The following is a 16,155-nucleotide window of genomic DNA, read 5'->3' on the forward strand; positions in this document are numbered from 1 at the left end:
AGCCATGCAATGCTGTCTCTTGTGATGTCGATCCTCGGCTCCGTGCTGCTCCTCATGGCCGCGGCGAGGGCCTTCGATGAGCGCCTGGAGCGTGTTCGCTCCAGCCTCACGGACACGCTCTTTGGCATCGGCCTGGCCTGCTTCATCCTGGGCATGCTGCTCGCCATCGTTCCCTGACTTGGGGTATGGGGCATCGCCCCATGTTGGGGGCATGCCGCGCGACGTACCCGCCGCAATGCGCAGAGCAGCCCTAGCGCGCCCTTGTGACCATGACCGCTACCGTGGTATCCCCGCCGGCCTTTCCGGGCCTTCGTGCCCCGTCCTGGCCCCTCCGCGGCCCATTGCCCTTGCGGTACTGCGGCGCCTGACTCGCGCTTGAGAAACCTGTCTTTTTCAGCCTTCGTACGTGATTCCTGGCGGCAAAACTACATGCCAGGAGGATGAAATGCACATTGGATATGCCCGGGTTTCTACCCGCGAACAAGAAAACCGCATGCAACTCGACGCACTGAAGGCCGTTGGCGTGCAGAAGGTGTACCAGGAGAAGGCGAGCAGCATCGGCCAACGTCCCGAGCTCCAGCGCTGCTTGAAGTCGTTGCGCGCTGGTGACGTGCTCGTGGTCTACAAGCTGGATCGCGTTGCGCGCTCCCTCGTAGATCTGTTGGCGATCCTCGACCGCATCAAGGCTGCTGGCGCACAGGTCCGCAGCTTGAATGAGCCTCTCGACACGACGACGCCCATGGGGATGTTCATGATCCAGGTCCTCGGTGCTGTGGCCCAGCTCGAACGCGGCATCATCAGGGAGCGCGTCATCGCTGGCCAGGTGGCCGCGATATCCAGGGGTAAGCGCCATGGCCGTCCGCCGACGTTGGCCGAGGATCAGGAAGCCGCTGTGTGGCAGGCGTGGCAGGCCGGTGAAAATAACAAAGCCCGCTTGGCGCGGGCTTTTGGGGTGGAGAGGCACGTTGTTGACAGGGTGATTCGGCTTCGTCTGAATCCGCAGGATTCGCGGTATGGCCCCCGCCGCCCCGTCCTTGGCCCGCTTCTGCAGGCGGTGCGGTAAAGTAATAGGTTTCGCCAGAGGCTGCGCCGCCTGGCGGGGTATCGGGGAGCGTTCTCCGGCGCCATACCGTTCACTCTTCCTGGCCCCGCGGCGTGCGCCCCGGGCCTTTCGCACGATGAAGACGATCCACAAGTCCGCGAAGCTGAATAACGTTCTCTACGATGTGCGGGGCCCGATCGTGGATGCGGCCAAGCAGATGGAGGACGAGGGCCAGAAGATCATCAAGCTCAACATCGGCAACCTCGCGCCGTTCGGCTTCGATGCGCCCGAGGAGATCCAGCAGGACATGATCCGCAACCTGCCGAATTCGGCGGGCTATTCGGACAGCAAGGGCATCTTCGCCGCGCGCAAGGCCGTGATGCACTACAGCCAGCAGCAGGGCGTGAAGGGCGTGACGCTCGACGACATCTACCTGGGCAATGGCGCGAGCGACCTGATCACCATGGCCACCAATGCGCTGCTCGACGACGGCGACGAGCTGCTGGTGCCGGCGCCCGACTATCCGCTCTGGACCGCGGCGGCCAGCCTGTCCGGCGGCCGGCCGGTGCACTACCTCTGCGACGAGGCCAACGGCTGGATGCCGAACCTCGACGACATCCGCGCCAAGATCACCCCCCGCACCAAGGGCCTCGTGGTGATCAACCCGAACAATCCCACGGGCGCGCTGTATTCCGACGAGTTGCTGCGCGGGCTCGTGCAGATCGCGCGCGACCACGGTCTCGTGCTGCTGGCCGACGAGGTGTACGACAAGGTGCTCTACGACGGCGAGCGCCACACCGCCATGGCGAGCCTCTCGACCGACGTGCTCACGCTCACCTTCAATTCGCTCTCGAAGGCCTACCGCTCGTGCGGCTACCGCGCCGGCTGGATGGTGGTGTCGGGCAACAAGGCCGTGGCCCGCGACTACATCGAGGGCATCAACATGCTCGCCAACATCAAGCTCGGCTCCAACGTGCCCGGGCAGTGGGCGATCCAGACCGCGCTGGGCGGCTACCAGAGCATCAACGATCTGGTCCGCGAAGGCGGGCGCCTCTGCCGGCAGCGCGACCTGGCCTACGAACTCATCTCGGCGATCCCGGGCGTGAGCTGCGTGAAGCCCAAGGCGGCTCTCTACATGTTCCCGCGCCTCGACCCGGCCATGTACCCCATCGCCGACGACCGCCAGTTCTTCATGGAAGTGCTGCGCGCCACCCGCGTGATGCTGGTGCAGGGGTCGGGCTTCAACTACCCGGACCAGCAGCATTTCCGCATCGTGTTCCTCCCGCACGAGGACGACCTGCGCGAGGCCATCGGCCGGCTCGCGGGCTTCCTCGAGCAGTACCGGCGCAAGCACGCGGCCGCTGCTGCCGAGTGAGCGGCCGGGCGCGGCATGTCCTCTCTCCATCCAACCATCGCCGGCAGCGTTCATCCCTCTCGCGCGCTGCGGCACCATCTGACTGACTGAGATACCGATCATGAAACCGATCCAAGTGGGCCTGCTGGGCATTGGCACCGTCGGCAGCGGCGTGTTCAACGTGCTGCGACGCAACCAGGAGGAAATCCGCCGCCGCGCGGGCCGCGGCATCGAGATCGCCATGGTGGCGGATCTCGACGTGGAGCGCGCCCGCGCCGTCGCCGGAGACAGCGTGCAGGTGGTGAACGACGCGCGCGCCGTGATCGCCAACCCCGACATCGACATCGTCGTGGAGCTGATCGGCGGCTACGGCGTGGCCAAGGCGCTGGTGATGGAAGCCATCGCGGCCGGCAAGCACGTGGTCACGGCCAACAAGGCCCTGCTGGCGGTGCACGGCACCGAGATCTTCGCGGCCGCCTCGGCCAAGGGCGTCATGGTGGCCTTCGAGGCCGCGGTGGCCGGCGGCATCCCGATCATCAAGGCGCTGCGCGAGGGCCTGACGGCCAACCGCATCCAGTGGATCGCGGGCATCATCAACGGCACGACGAACTTCATCCTTTCGGAGATGCGTGACAAGGGGCTCGACTTCGACGCGGTGCTCAAGGAGGCGCAGCGCCTGGGTTACGCCGAGGCCGACCCGACCTTCGACATCGAGGGCGTGGACGCGGCGCACAAGGCCACGATCATGAGCGCGATCGCCTTCGGCATCCCGGTGCAGTTCGACAAGGCGTACGTGGAAGGCATCACCAAGCTCGCCGCGGCGGACATCCGCTATGCCGAGCAGCTCGGCTACCGCATCAAGCTGCTGGGCATCGCCAAGCGGCGCGAGGGCGGGGTGGAGTTGCGCGTGCATCCGAGTCTGGTGCCGTCCAAGCGGCTGATCGCCAACGTGGAGGGCGCGATGAATGCCGTGGTGGTGCAGGCCGATGCGGTGGGCACCACGCTCTACTATGGCAAGGGCGCGGGCAGCGAGCCCACGGCCAGCGCCGTGATCGCCGACCTGGTGGACATCGCGCGCCTGGCGGCGGCCGACCCTGAACACCGCGTGCCCCACCTGGCCTTCCAGCCGAACACGCTCGACGAGGCGCGCGATGCGCTGCCCGTGCTGCCCATGGCCGAGGTGGTCACCAGCTACTACCTGCGCCTGCGCGTGGCCGACGAGGCCGGCGTGCTCGCCAAGGTGACGGGGCTGCTGGCCGGCGCCGGCATCAGCATCGACGCCGTGCTGCAGCGCGAGGCCGACGAGGTGGGCGGCGAGGGCGCCACGCACACCGACCTGATCATCCTCACGCACGACACGCGCGAGGGTACGATGAACGAAGCGATCGCGCAGATGCAGGCCCTGCCCACGGTGCTGGGGCCGATCGTGCGTGTCCGCAAGGAGGAGCTGAACTGATGCGATACCTCTCCACACGCGGCCACGCGGACCGCAAGCGCTTCTGCGAGATCCTGCTCGAAGGCCTCGCGCCCGACGGCGGGCTGTACCTGCCCGAGCATTACCCGCAGATCGACGACGCCGCGCTCACGCGGCTGCGCGCGGCCTACCACGAGCAGGGCTACGCGGAGCTGGCGTTCCAGATCCTGTCGCTCTACATCGACGACATTCCGGCGGCCGACCTGAAGCGCCTGTGCGAGAAGACGTACACCGCCGAGGTGTTCGGCACGGGCGAGATCGTGCCGCTGCGCCACCTGGAGAACAGCCTGTGGCTGGAGGCGCTCTCCAACGGCCCCACGCTCGCGTTCAAGGACATGGCGATGCAGCTGCTGGGCAACCTGTTCGAGTACGAACTGGGCCGGCGCGGCGAAGAGCTCAACATCCTGGGCGCGACCAGCGGCGATACCGGCAGCGCGGCCGAGTACGCGATGCGCGGCAAGCGCGGCATCCGCGTGTTCATGACGAGCCCGCACGGCCGCATGAGCGCCTTCCAGCAGGCGCAGATGTTCAGCCTGCAGGACGCGAACATCTTCAACATCGCCATCGAAGGCGTGTTCGACGACTGCCAGGACATCGTCAAGGCCGTGAGCAACGACCTGGAGTTCAAGCGCCGCTTCAAGATCGGCACGGTGAACTCGATCAACTGGGCGCGGCTGCTCGCCCAGGTGGTGTATTACTTCGCGGGTTACGTGCAGGCCACCGAGTCGAACGACCAGAAGGTCAGCTTCACGGTGCCGTCGGGCAATTTCGGGAACGTGTGCGCGGGCCACGTGGCGCGCATGATGGGCCTGCCCATCGACAAGCTCGTGGTGGCGACCAACGAGAACGACGTGCTCGACGAGTTCTTCCGCACGGGCATCTACCGCGTGCGCGGCAGCGCCGATACGCACGAGACGTCCAGCCCGTCGATGGACATCAGCAAGGCCAGCAATTTCGAGCGCTTCGTGTTCGACCTGCTGGGCCGCGACGCGGAGGCCACGCGCCGGCTGTTCGGCGAGGCCGTGGTGCGCGAGGGCCGCTTCGACCTCAGCGGCGATCCGCGCTTCGCCGAGGCCGCGTCGCGCTACGGCTTCGTGAGCGGGCGCAGCACGCACGCGGACCGCATCGCGACCATCCGCGACACCTTCCAGCGCTTCGGCATCACGATCGACACGCACACCGCCGACGGGGTGAAGGTGGCGCGCGAGCACACCGAGCCGGGCGTGCCGATGCTGGTGCTGGAAACCGCCCTGCCGATCAAGTTCGCCGAGACGATCCAGGAGGCTCTGGGCCATGCTCCCGAACGCCCCGCGAAGTTCGACGGCATCGAGCGCCTGCCCAAGCGCGTGCAGGTGATGCCGGCCGACGTGGATCTGGTGAAGGCCTACATCACGCGCCACTGCGACGGGACCGCCGCAGCGGCCTGAGCGCCGGGCAGGGTCCGGGTGACGCGCGCAGACGCGGGTTGCTTCGGCGCCGCGCGCGGCGCTCTTCCGGCCTCGGCACATCCACGGAGGGCATGCATGAAAGTCGTCGGTTTCGCCGGTTTCTCCAACAGTGGCAAGACCACGCTCGTGGAGCGGCTCATTCCGCTCATGCACGCGCACGGGCTGCGGGTGTCGGTGGTCAAGCACGCCCACCACCGGTTCGACATCGACCAGCCCGGCAAGGACACGTGGCGGCACCGCACGGCGGGCGCCTACGAGGTGGTGGCCTCGTCCGACCTGCGCATGGCACTCATGCGCGAGTACGAGCAGCCGGCCGAGCCCGTGGTGCACGACCTCATCGCCCGGCTGGACGCCTCCGTGGACTGGGTGTTCGTCGAAGGCTTCAAGGAGAGCGACCTGCCCAAGATCGAAGTGTGGCGATCGCCTGCCGGCGACTATCCCGCCCAGCCCCTGCGCTTCCCCGATGACCCATGCGTCGTGGCCGTGGCGGCCGACGTGCCGGGCGAGCGCCTGCCCGTGCCGACCGGCGCGTTGCCGGTCTTCGACGTGAATGCGCCGGCCGTGCTGGCCGACTGGCTGCGTGCCAGCGGCGAACGCTGGGCGTACCGCGCCGCGGAGGCCCGGGCATGAGCGCGGCTGCTGCGGCTGCCCGGCCGCCGCTCAGGTCCCTGGACGATGCGCTGGCGGAGCTGCTCGCGCAGGCCGGCCCGCTGGACGGCGCGGAGGAAGTGGACACCTTCGAGGCCGACGGCCGCGTGCTGGCGGCCGATGCCGTATCGCCGCTGCGGGTGCCGCCGCACGACAACAGCGCCATGGACGGCTATGCCGTCCGCCGGGCGGACGTTGCTGCGGCGGGTGCTTCCCTCTCCATCGAACTGCCGGTGTCCCAACGCATCGCGGCGGGCTCCGCGCCCCGGCCGCTGGAGCCGGGCACGGCCGCGCGCATCTTCACGGGCGCACCCCTGCCGCCCGGCGCGGATGCCGTATGCATGCAGGAGGACTGCGAGGCGCTCGATGGCGGCGCACGCGTGCGCATCCAGGCCGTGCCGCAGCCGGGCCAGTGGGTGCGCCGTGCGGGCGAGGACATCGAAACCGGCGCGACGGTGCTCGCGGCCGGCACGCGGCTGACGCCGGCCGCGCTGGGGCTGGCGGCCAGCATCGGCCTGGCCCGGCTGCGCGTGGCGCGGCGGCCCCGCGTCGCGCTGTTTTCCACCGGCGACGAACTGGTCATGCCTGGCGAGGTGCCCCCGGAGCGCATGCCGCCGGGTGCCATCTACAACAGCAACCGCTTCTTCCTGCGCGCGATGCTGCTGCGGCTGGGCTGCGAGGTGTCGGATTTCGGCATCGTGCCCGACCGGCGCGATGCCACGCAGCAGGCGCTGGCCGACGCCGCGGCGGCGCACGACCTGGTACTCACCAGCGGGGGCGTGTCGGTGGGCGAGGAAGACCACGTGAAGCCCGCCGTGGCCGCGCTCGGGCGCATCGACCTCTGGCAGGTGGCGCTCAAGCCGGGCAAGCCCTTCGCCTATGGCCGCATCGGCGAGCGCGTGCATTTCATGGGGCTGCCGGGCAATCCGGCGTCCAGCCTCGTCACCTTCGCGATCCTGGTGCGGCCGTTCCTGCTGTGTCTGCAGGGCGTGCAGGATGTCGTTCCGCGCGCCGTGGAGGCGAGGGCGAATTTCCACTGGCCGCGGGCCGACAAGCGGCGCGAGTTCCTGCGCGTGCGCCGCGATGCCGACGGCGGGTTGGAACTGTTCCCGAACCAGGGTTCGGGGGTGCTGACCTCCGCGGCCTGGTGCGATGGGCTGGTGGACAACCCGCCGGGCCGCACCATCGCCCGTGGCGACACGGTGCGCTTCATCCCCCTGTCCGATCTGCTCGCATGACCTCCGGTACGACCCCTTCATCCTCTCCCGCCGTGACGGTCACCGTGCGGTATTTCGCGTCCATCCGCGAGGCGGTGGGGCAGGGCAGCGAGACCCTGTCCACGCAGGCCGGCACGGTGGGCGCATTGCGCGATGCACTGATCGCGCGCGGCGGGCCGTGGGCGGAGAGCCTGGCGCGCGGACGCGCCGTGCGCACGGCGCTGGACCAGGTGCTGTGCCGCGAGGAAGCCGCACTCTCGGAAGGCGCGGAGATCGCGTTCTTTCCTCCCGTGACGGGCGGCTGAACCCGCCGGATCAGGCCGCTGCCTGGTCCAAAGCTTGCAATTGGTGGGCCTGGGCGCGCGCCGCCTCCTGCAGGCGCAGGGCGAGTGCCGCGGAAGCCGGCGCCATGGGCGCGCGCAGGGCGCCGTCCATCCATCCCTCCGCGGCGAGGAGCGCCTTGAGCGGTGCCGGGTTGGGCTCCGCGAAGAAGGCCTCGATCAGCGGCAGGAGGACACGCCAGAGCTCACGTGCCCGGCCGAGGTCGCCGCGCTCGATGGCTTCCAGGCATTGCACCAGCCGCGCGGGCTGCCAGTGGGCGCTGGCCGCGATGGCCCCGGCCCCGCCGAGCGCGGCCGTGGTGAAGATGTTGGCGTCCTCGCCTGCCAGCACCTGCAGTGCTCCGTCGGCGATCAGCGCCTGTGTCTTGGAGACGTTGCCGCCGCAGTCCTTGAGGGCCCGGATATTGGGATGGGCCGCCAGCGTGCGCAGCGTGCCCAGTTCCAGCATGGCGCCCGTGCGGTAGGGAATGTCGTACACGATGAGTGGCACGGCGCTCGCGTCGGCGATCGCGTGGAACCACTGCAGCAGCCCTGGCTGGGACGGCCGGATGTAGTGCGGCGCGGGCACGAGCAGTCCGGCGAGCTGCAATGCGCCGAGGTGGCGGGCGCGCTGCACCGCGTGTTCGAGGTGGTGGCCCGACAGGCCCATTACCACCGGAAGGCCACCGGCCGCTTCCAGGATGGTGGCCAGTACCGCGTCCTGCTCTTTTCCATCCAGCGCTGCGGCTTCGCCGGTGGATCCGCAGGCCACGAAGCCCGCGATGCCTTCGCGCGCGAGCCGGCGGACCATGGCGTCCAGCCCGGCATGGTCCACCGCGTCGCCGGACGGGCTGAAGGGCGTCACCAGGGGGACCCACAGGCCGGAGAAATCGCCGCGGGCGCGCTGCGGCCGCGGCATCGAGGGAGGAGACAGCGCTGGGTCGAGAGGCATGCGCCGCAGTGTATCGGCGGTGCCGTAAAAGCGCTGTCAATAAGTGCCGTGGCGCGTTTCAAAGTGCGCCCGCCGGGCGAGCGGCCCTCGCGAAGAGGGCCATAACGCCCGTGCGATGCAGAGGCGTCAACGCCAGTCGCTGAACTGGTATGTCGGGCTCATGTGGCCGGAAGCATCGCTGTCGCTTCCATCGTCGCTCCGGATGTCGTCGGGTATCGAGATGTCGTTCCAGGACGGCTGCGCCGATGCGGCCTGCCGGGGCGTTTGATAGACCACCTCGGGTTCCGTGAAGGGCTGGGTGCCTTGCAGTTGCTGCCTCAATTCGTTCAGCCGTGTGTCGAGCCCATCTACCTGTTCTCCCAGCGGCAGGGCTATTGCGATTTCCCCCTGCAGACTGTGAAGCTCCTGTTGCTGGGTTCGGAAGGCCGGGTTGCTCGCCGTACGGTTCAGCAGATCGGTCACCTCGTCGTAGGCCCGCTGGAGTTGTGCGGCGGTTTGCTGCGGTTGCGCGCTACGGCGCCGCAAACCGCCGAGCGCTCCTCCGCCGGATGGCTGGGAAGAAGAGCCGCGCCCAGTGCGCGCACTCGATTCTGCAGGCGCATGGTGCGAAGCCGCACGGCGAGACGACCTGCTGGCCGAAGAAGAACCTCCGATGCATTGATTTCCCATGGTGGATATCTCCAAAATCCATGAGGATCGTCTTCCAGTGACCTGGGTAGTGCTTTGGATGCGAAGACAGCCTGCCTGGAACGAAAACCCGGACGGCGCCTGTTGGTGCTAGCCGGAAGACGCCGGCACCTCGGGTAGTTCGGGGCTATGCCAGTTCAGCAGTTCCGCCAGGCGCAGCGTGATCCACCGCGCCTCGATGGGCGACACGCCGGCGCCGGGGGTGCACAGGCCGGCGTGGATGCGCCCGAGGATCTCCGTCTCCGACGGCGCCTGCACGTGGTAGAGCGTCTGCGCCTGCTCCACGAGGTGGTTGGCGAGGTCCTCGCACAGTTCGTAGCGTTCGCGTATTTCGGCCGAGGGCGCGGTCAGGCGCTGGCGCGCGTCGCTGTAGAGCGCGGTGAAGGAGGGCGGGACGTGGATCTGGTTGTCGTCGTGCATGGGCAGCGCGGGGCAGGGCCGGCCGTGGGTCAGTCGGGGGTGAAGAGCCGCTCGAACCGCCGGGCATCGTCCGCCTGCTCGAAGGTGACCAGCTGCCCCATCTTGTTGTCCTCCCGCCGGCATGCGGCGAACAGGCTGGCCGGGCCGGCCAGGCCGTAGTCCGGCAGGTGGATGAGCGCATACGGATGCGGCACGAAGACCTGGTGCGCATACACCCCGCGGTGCTGGTTGCGTGGCGAAGGGAACAGGACGTAGAGTTCGGTGGTGATGGTCTGCGTGGCCATGGGCGGCCACTGTAGCAAACCGGTCGCGCGGCGGCCGTTCCCGTGGACAATCCGGCCTGGACATCACGCACACGAGCACGAGGAAGACCGCATGGCACGCCAGGACAAGAACGCATGGGCCGCGAAGGTGTTCGCCCTGATCCGGGGCGGGCAGACGCAGGCCGCCATGGCGCAGATCAAGGTCGCGCCCTCGGCGGGCGACGTCGCGCGGCTGCAGGCGCTGCTGGCGGGCGTTCCGTCCGATACCGCGGTGCGCCGCCAGCTCGATGCTTTCATCGAGGAAGAGCGCGCGCTGCTCGCCGCGCCCCGCCTGCACCGGGCGCCGTGACCGCCATGGCCGATCCGTTGTCTTCCATTCCTCCGGCCCGCGCGGAAGGCCGCGCCCGGGTTTCCATCCAGCCGCAGGACTTCGATGTCTCGGCCGAACTGGCGGCGCTGCGTGCGCGGGACGGACGCGTGGGTGCCGTCTGCTGCTTCGTGGGTACGGTGCGCGACCGCAGCGACGGCGACGCCGTGGCGGCGATGGAGCTGGAGCACTATCCCGGCATGACCGAGAAATCCATCGAGGCCATGGTGGACGAAGCCCTGCGGCGCTTCGACATCTTCGGCGCGCGCGTGGTGCACCGGGTGGGCCTGCTGGCGCCGCAGGACCAGATCGTGATGGTGGCCGTCACCTCGGCCCACCGTGGCCAGAGCTTCCAGGCCTGCGAGTTCCTCATGGACTACCTCAAGACCCAGGCACCTTTCTGGAAGAAGGAAACCACTCCGCTGGGGGCGCGCTGGGTGGACGCGCGCGTCAGCGACGACGCGGCGCTGGCCCGTTGGGGCATCGTGTCGGGCCACAACGCCTGATCGGCCTGTGCCGGTCCCGATGGCCGGCACGAGAAATCCCTGCGCCGTCTCTCCGCCGCGAGCATGGTTGCTCCTCTTTTGGTAGCGGCGGTGCCGCGTGTGCGATGCGCATGCCGCGCTGGCGGCTTGAAAACTCCGGGCAGGCCCCTCAATTGCCCACCAGTTCCGGAGGACCACAGACCATGCGTCTCGACAAACTCACCACCAAGTTCCAGGAAGCCCTCGCCGATGCGCAATCGCTCGCGCTGGGCAATGACAACGCCTACATCGAACCCGTGCACCTGCTGGCCGCCATGCTGCGGCAGCAGGAAGGCCCGCGCGCGCTGCTGCAGCGGGCGGGCGCCAACGTGGCCGCCCTGCAGACGGCGGCCGAGAACGCCATCAAGCGGCTGCCCCAGGTGCAGGGCCAGGACCAGGTACAGGTCGGGCCCGAACTGGGCCGCCTGCTGCAGGCCACCGAGAAGGAAGCGATCAAGCGCGGCGACCAGTTCATCGCGAGCGAACTCTTCCTGCTCGCGCTCGTGGACGGCAAGGGCGATACCGCCCAGCTGGCGCGCGAGCACGGCCTGACGCGCAAGAGCCTCGAAGCCGCGATCGACGCGGTGCGCGGCGGCGCCCAGGTCAACAGCGCCGAGGCCGAGGGCCAGCGCGAGGCACTGAAGAAATACACGCTCGACCTCACCGAGCGCGCCCGGGCCGGCAAGCTCGACCCGGTGATCGGCCGCGACGACGAGATCCGCCGCGCCATCCAGGTGCTGCAGCGCCGCAGCAAGAACAACCCCGTGCTCATCGGCGAGCCCGGCGTGGGCAAGACCGCCATCGTGGAAGGCCTGGCGCAGCGCATCGTCGCGGGCGAGGTGCCCGAGAGCCTGAAGGGCAAGCGCGTGCTGTCGCTCGACATGGCCGCGCTGCTGGCGGGCGCCAAGTACCGCGGCGAGTTCGAGGAGCGGCTCAAGGCCGTGCTGAACGAACTGGCCAAGGACGAGGGCCAGACCATCGTCTTCATCGACGAGCTGCACACCATGGTGGGCGCGGGCAAGGCCGAGGGCGCCATGGACGCGGGCAACATGCTCAAGCCGGCCCTGGCACGCGGCGAACTGCACTGCGTGGGCGCGACCACGCTCGACGAGTACCGCAAGTACATCGAGAAGGACGCCGCGCTGGAGCGGCGCTTCCAGAAGATCCTCGTGGGCGAGCCCAGCGTGGAGGCGACCATCGCCATCCTGCGCGGCCTGCAGGAGCGCTACGAGTTGCACCACGGCGTGGAGATCACCGACCCGGCCATCGTGGCCGCGGCCGAGCTATCGCACCGCTACATCACCGACCGCTTCCTGCCCGACAAGGCGATCGACCTCATCGACGAGGCCGCGGCCAAGATCAAGATCGAGATCGACTCCAAGCCCGAGGCCATCGACAAGCTCGACCGCCGGCTGATCCAGCTGCAGATCGAGCGCGAGGCCGTGAAAAAGGAAAAAGACGAAGCCTCGCAGAAGCGCCTGGCACTGCTCGAGGAAGAGATCGGCAAGCTGCAGAAGGAAATCGCCGACCTGGAGGACATCTGGACCTCCGAGAAGGCGCAGGCCCAGGGCAGCCAGCAGGTGCGCGAGCAGGTCGAGAAGGTGAAGCTGCAGATCGAGGAGCTCAAGCGCAAGGGCGACTTCAACAAGGTCGCGGAACTGCAGTACGGCAGGCTGCCCGACCTGGAACGCCAGCTCAAGGAAGCCCAGGCCAAGGAAGAGGGCACCGACGGCACCGCCACGCCCAACCGGCTGCTGCGCACCCAGGTGGGCGCCGAGGAGATCGCCGAGGTCGTGAGCCGCGCCACGGGCATCCCTGTCTCGAAGATGATGCAGGGCGAGAAGGACAAGCTGCTGCAGATGGAAGACAAGCTGCACGAGCGCGTGGTGGGCCAGGACGAGGCCATCGCGGCCGTGGCCAACGCCATCCGCCGCTCGCGCTCGGGCCTCGCCGATCCGAACCGGCCGATGGGCTCGTTCCTGTTCCTCGGCCCCACGGGCGTGGGCAAGACCGAGCTGTGCAAGGCGCTGGCGGGCTTCCTGTTCGACAGCGAGGAGCACCTCGTGCGCATCGACATGAGCGAGTTCATGGAGAAGCACTCCGTGGCCCGCCTGATCGGCGCGCCGCCCGGCTACGTGGGCTACGAGGAGGGCGGCTACCTGACCGAGGCCGTGCGCCGCAAGCCCTACAGCGTGCTGCTGCTCGACGAGGTCGAGAAGGCGCACCCGGACGTGTTCAACGTGCTGCTGCAGGTGCTCGACGACGGCCGCCTGACGGATGGCCAGGGCCGTACCGTGGACTTCAAGAACACGGTGATCGTGATGACGAGCAACATCGGCTCGCACCTGATCCAGGCGATGGTCGGCCAGGACGCGGACGACGTGAAGGAAGCGGTCTGGGGGGAACTCAAGAACCATTTCCGGCCCGAATTCCTCAACCGGATCGACGAAACGGTGGTGTTCCATGCGCTCGACGCGAAGAACATCGAAGCGATCGCACGCATCCAGTTGCAACTCCTGGAAGCGCGCCTGGCGAAAATGGACCTGCACCTGCAGGTGTCCCCCGGCGCGTTGTCCGAGCTGGCCAAGGTGGGATTCGATCCGGTGTTCGGCGCCCGCCCGCTCAAGCGCGCGATCCAGCAGCGCATCGAGAATCCGCTCTCGAAGCTGCTGCTGGAAGGCCGCTATCCGCCCAAGAGCGTGATCCCGGTGAACGTGGATCCCGTACAGGACCCTGGGGTCTTCCATTTCGGCGAAGCGGCCGCGGTGGGGTAAGTTCGATGTTGTGTGGAAAGGATGTGCCTTGAATGATTTCCTGGCCGGCGTGATCCGGTGGATCGTGCGCCTCGCGGTCGTGGCCGTGGGAGCGGTGTTTTTCCTGAGCCTGCTGATCGCCGTGGCGCTGCTCGCGGTAGTGTGGGGCGTGCGTTCCCTCTGGGCGCGGCTCACGGGCCAGCCCGCCACGCCGTGGACGATGCGCATGGATCCGCGCGAAGGCTGGAGTACGGTGTACCGGAGCACCGCGCGCTGGTCGGCCGCGGGCCGGCGAAGCCAGCCCGCCGATGGGGAACCGGGTTCGCTGCGCTCGGCCGAACTGCCCGGCGCGCGCGCGGACGTCGTGGACGTGCAGCCGCGCGACCTGCCCGGCAAGGTGTGACGTGACCGGCCGGCGCCGCCGCGGCAGGCCGGCGCCCGCCCGCACGGGCTTACCCTGGCTTTTGGAGACGCCCGTTTACATGGCGTTGCGAGGGCCCTCCCTATGATTGCCGCATGACGCCAGACGACATCCGCCACCACTTCCAACTCCAGCGGCAGGCCAGCCGGGAACAGCCCGATACGCCGCTGCTGGTGCGGCGGGAACGCCTGCTGCGCATGCGCAAGCTGCTGGACGAGCACGGGCCTGCGCTCGCGGCGGCCGTGCAGGCCGACTTCGGCATCCGCTCGCCGCGCCTGACCGAGGTGGCCGATCTGTTCATGCTGCGCACCCAGCTCGCGCACACGCTGCGGCACCTGGCGCGCTGGAGCAAGCCGCGCCGCGTGCACACGCCGCTGCACCTGCAGCCCGCGCATGCCTTCATCCAGCGCCAGCCGCTGGGCGTGGTGGGCGTCATCGCTCCGTGGAACTATCCGGTGCAGCTCGCGCTCGGGCCCGCCATCTGCGCGCTCGCGGCGGGCAACCGCGTGATGCTCAAGCCCAGCGAGCTCACCCCGCATACGTCCGCCCAGCTCGCATCGCTGGTGACGCAATTCTTCTCGCCCGAGGAATTCTGCGTGGTCCAGGGCGACGCGGCCGTGGCCGCGCTGGTGGCGTCGCTGCCCTTCGACCATCTCGTCTTCACGGGTTCCACGGCCGTGGGCCGCAAGGTCGCGCAGGCCGCCGCCGCGCACCTGACGCCCACCACGCTGGAACTGGGCGGCAAGTCGCCCTGCATCATCGACGCGGACTGCGACCTGCAGGATGCCGCGCTCAAGATCGCGCACGGCAAGCTGTTCAATGCCGGGCAGACCTGCGTGGCGCCCGACTACGTGCTGCTGCCGCGCGGCAGCGAGGGGGCGTTCGCGGAGGCGTACCGCGCCGCCGTGGCGAAGCTGTTCCCGTATTTCGAGGGCAATCCCGACTACGCCTCCATCATCCATTCGCGCCACCTCGCGCGCCTGCGCACCATGCTGCAGCAGGCCCAGACGCAGGGCGCGGAGGTGCATGTGCTCGACCCCGTGCCGGGTTCGCCACCGCCGCCTCCGCAGGGCATCGGAGACGGCGTGGCGCGGCAGATGCCGCCGGTGCTGGTGTTCCATGCCACGCTGCAGATGCAGATCATGCAGGAGGAGATCTTCGGGCCGGTGCTGCCCGTGCTCGGCTACGACCGCCTGCAGGACGCCATCGACCACATCAATTCCGGACCGCGCCCGCTCGCGCTCTACTGGTTCGGCCGCAGCGAGGCGGCGCGCGACGACGTGCTGCGCCGCACCGTGAGCGGCGGCGTCACCGTGAACGACACGCTGCTGCACGTCGCGCACGACAACCTGCCGTTCGGCGGTGTCGGCGAAAGCGGCTGGGGCGCCTACCACGGGGAGCACGGATTCCTGCGCTTTTGCCACCAGAAATCCGTGCTGGTGCAGTCCCGGTGGTCGCTCGGCAATCTGCTGCATCCGCCCTACGGCGCGCGTTTCGACCGGGTGCTGGAGCTGTTGCGGCGCTGGCTCTGACGGCCTTGGCCGCATTGCGGCAGGCCCTGTTTCCGCCGGGGGCCGGAGGGCTTTCCGGCCACCGCGCGAGGCTTCGCGCGACCTGTCCGCGGGGCATGCGGCACCCATGGACTGGAGCCCGAAAACCAATTGCGCGACAATCGTGGGTTTTGCGTTCCGCTCCCCTTTTTTTCTTCTTCTGTTCCGTTCGTTCCCAATGTCCAGTATTCAGGCCAGTATTCAGGTCCGTCCCGCAACGCTCCGCGATGCCAAAGCCATCGCCCAGATCCATACGCAGTCCGCGATGGAAGCGTACCGCGGCCTTGTTCCCGACGACCAATTGAAAGCCATGTCTTCGGTCGAGAAACGCCAGGCGTACTGGCGCGAAGCCATCGAGTACTGCGAGCCCCAGGTGCAGGTGGCGGTGGAAGGCGACAAGATCGTCGGCTTCGTCGGTTTCGACCGTTCGCGCGATGCCAAGTCCCGCCCCACCACCGGCGAGATCTGGGCCATCTATGCCGCGCCGTCCCACTGGGACCAGGGCGTGGGCGTGGCCCTCTGGGATGCCGCCCGCGAGGGCCTGCAGCAGGAAGGCTGCACCAACGTGACCGCGTGGGTGCCCATGCGCAACGAGCGCGCGCTGCGCTTCCATGAGCTCGCCGGCTTCAAGCGCGAGATGTCCACCGCCAAGACCGCCGTCATCGGCGGGGTGAAGATCGAGGAAGTGCGCCTGCAGCGCCCCCTCAACTGATCC

At 68.6% G+C, this 16,155-nt stretch carries 18 protein-coding genes; 14 read left to right on the forward strand and 4 right to left on the reverse strand.

The window, feature by feature from the left end; genetic code table 11:
- Nucleotides 1-9 precede the first annotated feature (9 nt).
- The 8 genes from BLR99_RS23040 (at nucleotide 10) to moaD (ending at nucleotide 7,488) form a co-directional block, all read left to right on the forward strand.
- Complete coding sequence (locus BLR99_RS23040) at nucleotides 10-177, forward strand: hypothetical protein (protein ID WP_017437960.1); 168 nt, start codon at nucleotides 10-12, stop codon at nucleotides 175-177.
- Between the two features lie 316 nt (nucleotides 178-493).
- Nucleotides 494-1,063: a recombinase family protein gene (locus tag BLR99_RS06180; protein WP_233249066.1), complete on the forward strand. Its 570-nt coding sequence runs from the start codon at nucleotides 494-496 to the stop codon at nucleotides 1,061-1,063.
- Nucleotides 1,064-1,178: 115 nt separating this feature from the next.
- The gene (locus tag BLR99_RS06185) at nucleotides 1,179-2,417 is read left to right on the forward strand and encodes a pyridoxal phosphate-dependent aminotransferase (protein ID WP_011794380.1); all 1,239 of its coding nucleotides are present in this window, start codon (nucleotides 1,179-1,181) and stop codon (nucleotides 2,415-2,417) included.
- 100 nt (nucleotides 2,418-2,517) lie between these two features.
- The gene (locus tag BLR99_RS06190; protein ID WP_011794381.1) at nucleotides 2,518-3,852 is read left to right on the forward strand and encodes a homoserine dehydrogenase; all 1,335 of its coding nucleotides are present in this window, start codon (nucleotides 2,518-2,520) and stop codon (nucleotides 3,850-3,852) included.
- Nucleotides 3,852-5,297, forward strand: coding sequence for a threonine synthase (gene thrC / locus BLR99_RS06195; RefSeq protein WP_011794382.1), 1,446 nt, complete (start codon nucleotides 3,852-3,854; stop codon nucleotides 5,295-5,297). Before BLR99_RS06190 ends, thrC begins: the two co-directional genes overlap by 1 nt.
- A gap of 96 nt (nucleotides 5,298-5,393) precedes the next feature.
- Nucleotides 5,394-5,948 (forward strand): molybdopterin-guanine dinucleotide biosynthesis protein B, encoded by a 555-nt coding sequence (mobB, locus tag BLR99_RS06200; RefSeq protein WP_048857789.1) that lies wholly within the window; start codon nucleotides 5,394-5,396, stop codon nucleotides 5,946-5,948.
- Nucleotides 5,945-7,204 (forward strand): molybdopterin molybdotransferase MoeA, encoded by a 1,260-nt coding sequence (locus BLR99_RS06205; protein ID WP_011794384.1) that lies wholly within the window; start codon nucleotides 5,945-5,947, stop codon nucleotides 7,202-7,204. The genes mobB and BLR99_RS06205 overlap by 4 nt, the downstream gene beginning before the upstream one ends.
- On the forward strand, nucleotides 7,201-7,488 hold the full coding sequence (gene moaD, locus BLR99_RS06210) for a molybdopterin converting factor subunit 1 (RefSeq protein WP_011794385.1): 288 nt from the start codon (nucleotides 7,201-7,203) through the stop codon (nucleotides 7,486-7,488). The genes BLR99_RS06205 and moaD overlap by 4 nt, the downstream gene beginning before the upstream one ends.
- A 10-nt stretch (nucleotides 7,489-7,498) precedes the next feature.
- Here moaD and dapA read toward each other — a convergent pair whose 3' ends face one another.
- The 4 genes from dapA to BLR99_RS06230 all read right to left on the reverse strand — a co-directional run bounded on the left by dapA (nucleotide 7,499) and on the right by BLR99_RS06230 (nucleotide 9,846).
- A complete protein-coding gene (gene dapA / locus BLR99_RS06215) occupies nucleotides 7,499-8,422 on the reverse strand; it encodes a 4-hydroxy-tetrahydrodipicolinate synthase (protein ID WP_017439285.1) in 924 nt (307 codons plus the stop codon).
- Nucleotides 8,423-8,581: 159 nt separating this feature from the next.
- Nucleotides 8,582-8,917 (reverse strand): hypothetical protein, encoded by a 336-nt coding sequence (locus BLR99_RS23395; protein WP_228193874.1) that lies wholly within the window; start codon nucleotides 8,915-8,917, stop codon nucleotides 8,582-8,584.
- 315 nt (nucleotides 8,918-9,232) lie between these two features.
- Nucleotides 9,233-9,562 carry a hypothetical protein gene (locus BLR99_RS06225; RefSeq protein WP_011794388.1) on the reverse strand — a complete coding sequence of 110 codons (330 nt, stop codon included), beginning with the start codon at nucleotides 9,560-9,562 and terminating at the stop codon, nucleotides 9,233-9,235.
- A 29-nt stretch (nucleotides 9,563-9,591) separates the two neighbouring features.
- Entirely contained in the window at nucleotides 9,592-9,846 is a 255-nt protein-coding gene (locus BLR99_RS06230; protein ID WP_011794389.1) for a hypothetical protein, read from the reverse strand.
- A gap of 91 nt (nucleotides 9,847-9,937) precedes the next feature.
- Here BLR99_RS06230 and BLR99_RS06235 point away from each other — a divergent pair, with 91 nt between their 5' ends.
- The 6 genes from BLR99_RS06235 (at nucleotide 9,938) to BLR99_RS06260 (ending at nucleotide 16,152) form a co-directional block, all read left to right on the forward strand.
- Nucleotides 9,938-10,174, forward strand: a complete 237-nt coding sequence (locus BLR99_RS06235; protein WP_011794390.1) for a hypothetical protein — start codon at nucleotides 9,938-9,940, stop codon at nucleotides 10,172-10,174.
- A 5-nt stretch (nucleotides 10,175-10,179) separates the two neighbouring features.
- Nucleotides 10,180-10,698, forward strand: coding sequence for a molybdenum cofactor biosynthesis protein MoaE (locus tag BLR99_RS06240; RefSeq protein ID WP_046060889.1), 519 nt, complete (start codon nucleotides 10,180-10,182; stop codon nucleotides 10,696-10,698).
- Between the two features lie 182 nt (nucleotides 10,699-10,880).
- The gene (clpB, locus tag BLR99_RS06245) at nucleotides 10,881-13,490 is read left to right on the forward strand and encodes an ATP-dependent chaperone ClpB (RefSeq protein ID WP_011794392.1); all 2,610 of its coding nucleotides are present in this window, start codon (nucleotides 10,881-10,883) and stop codon (nucleotides 13,488-13,490) included.
- A gap of 28 nt (nucleotides 13,491-13,518) precedes the next feature.
- Nucleotides 13,519-13,872 (forward strand): hypothetical protein, encoded by a 354-nt coding sequence (locus BLR99_RS06250; protein WP_041827262.1) that lies wholly within the window; start codon nucleotides 13,519-13,521, stop codon nucleotides 13,870-13,872.
- 113 nt (nucleotides 13,873-13,985) lie between these two features.
- Nucleotides 13,986-15,422: a coniferyl aldehyde dehydrogenase gene (locus tag BLR99_RS06255; protein WP_011794394.1), complete on the forward strand. Its 1,437-nt coding sequence runs from the start codon at nucleotides 13,986-13,988 to the stop codon at nucleotides 15,420-15,422.
- 196 nt (nucleotides 15,423-15,618) lie between these two features.
- Nucleotides 15,619-16,152 carry a GNAT family N-acetyltransferase gene (locus tag BLR99_RS06260; protein ID WP_013593723.1) on the forward strand — a complete coding sequence of 178 codons (534 nt, stop codon included), beginning with the start codon at nucleotides 15,619-15,621 and terminating at the stop codon, nucleotides 16,150-16,152.
- Nucleotides 16,153-16,155: the final 3 nt, after the last annotated feature.

This window comes from Paracidovorax citrulli (genome assembly GCF_900100305.1).
In the GTDB taxonomy this organism is placed as follows: domain Bacteria; phylum Pseudomonadota; class Gammaproteobacteria; order Burkholderiales; family Burkholderiaceae_C; genus Paracidovorax; species Paracidovorax citrulli.

Bases quoted from the DNA above. Each gene is read 5' to 3' on its own strand.
- BLR99_RS23040 (WP_017437960.1), top strand. From the start codon at position 10: ATGCTGTCTCTTGTGATGTCGATCCTCGGCTCCGTGCTGCTCCTCATG.
- BLR99_RS06180 (WP_233249066.1), top strand. From the start codon at position 494: ATGCAACTCGACGCACTGAAGGCCGTTGGCGTGCAGAAGGTGTACCAG.
- BLR99_RS06185 (WP_011794380.1), top strand. From the start codon at position 1,179: ATGAAGACGATCCACAAGTCCGCGAAGCTGAATAACGTTCTCTACGAT.
- BLR99_RS06190 (WP_011794381.1), top strand. From the start codon at position 2,518: ATGAAACCGATCCAAGTGGGCCTGCTGGGCATTGGCACCGTCGGCAGC.
- thrC (WP_011794382.1), top strand. From the start codon at position 3,852: ATGCGATACCTCTCCACACGCGGCCACGCGGACCGCAAGCGCTTCTGC.
- mobB (WP_048857789.1), top strand. From the start codon at position 5,394: ATGAAAGTCGTCGGTTTCGCCGGTTTCTCCAACAGTGGCAAGACCACG.
- BLR99_RS06205 (WP_011794384.1), top strand. From the start codon at position 5,945: ATGAGCGCGGCTGCTGCGGCTGCCCGGCCGCCGCTCAGGTCCCTGGAC.
- moaD (WP_011794385.1), top strand. From the start codon at position 7,201: ATGACCTCCGGTACGACCCCTTCATCCTCTCCCGCCGTGACGGTCACC.
- dapA (WP_017439285.1), bottom strand. From the start codon at position 8,422: ATGCCGCGGCCGCAGCGCGCCCGCGGCGATTTCTCCGGCCTGTGGGTC.
- BLR99_RS06225 (WP_011794388.1), bottom strand. From the start codon at position 9,562: ATGCACGACGACAACCAGATCCACGTCCCGCCCTCCTTCACCGCGCTC.
- BLR99_RS06230 (WP_011794389.1), bottom strand. From the start codon at position 9,846: ATGGCCACGCAGACCATCACCACCGAACTCTACGTCCTGTTCCCTTCG.
- BLR99_RS06235 (WP_011794390.1), top strand. From the start codon at position 9,938: ATGGCACGCCAGGACAAGAACGCATGGGCCGCGAAGGTGTTCGCCCTG.
- BLR99_RS06240 (WP_046060889.1), top strand. From the start codon at position 10,180: ATGGCCGATCCGTTGTCTTCCATTCCTCCGGCCCGCGCGGAAGGCCGC.
- clpB (WP_011794392.1), top strand. From the start codon at position 10,881: ATGCGTCTCGACAAACTCACCACCAAGTTCCAGGAAGCCCTCGCCGAT.
- BLR99_RS06255 (WP_011794394.1), top strand. From the start codon at position 13,986: ATGACGCCAGACGACATCCGCCACCACTTCCAACTCCAGCGGCAGGCC.
- BLR99_RS06260 (WP_013593723.1), top strand. From the start codon at position 15,619: ATGTCCAGTATTCAGGCCAGTATTCAGGTCCGTCCCGCAACGCTCCGC.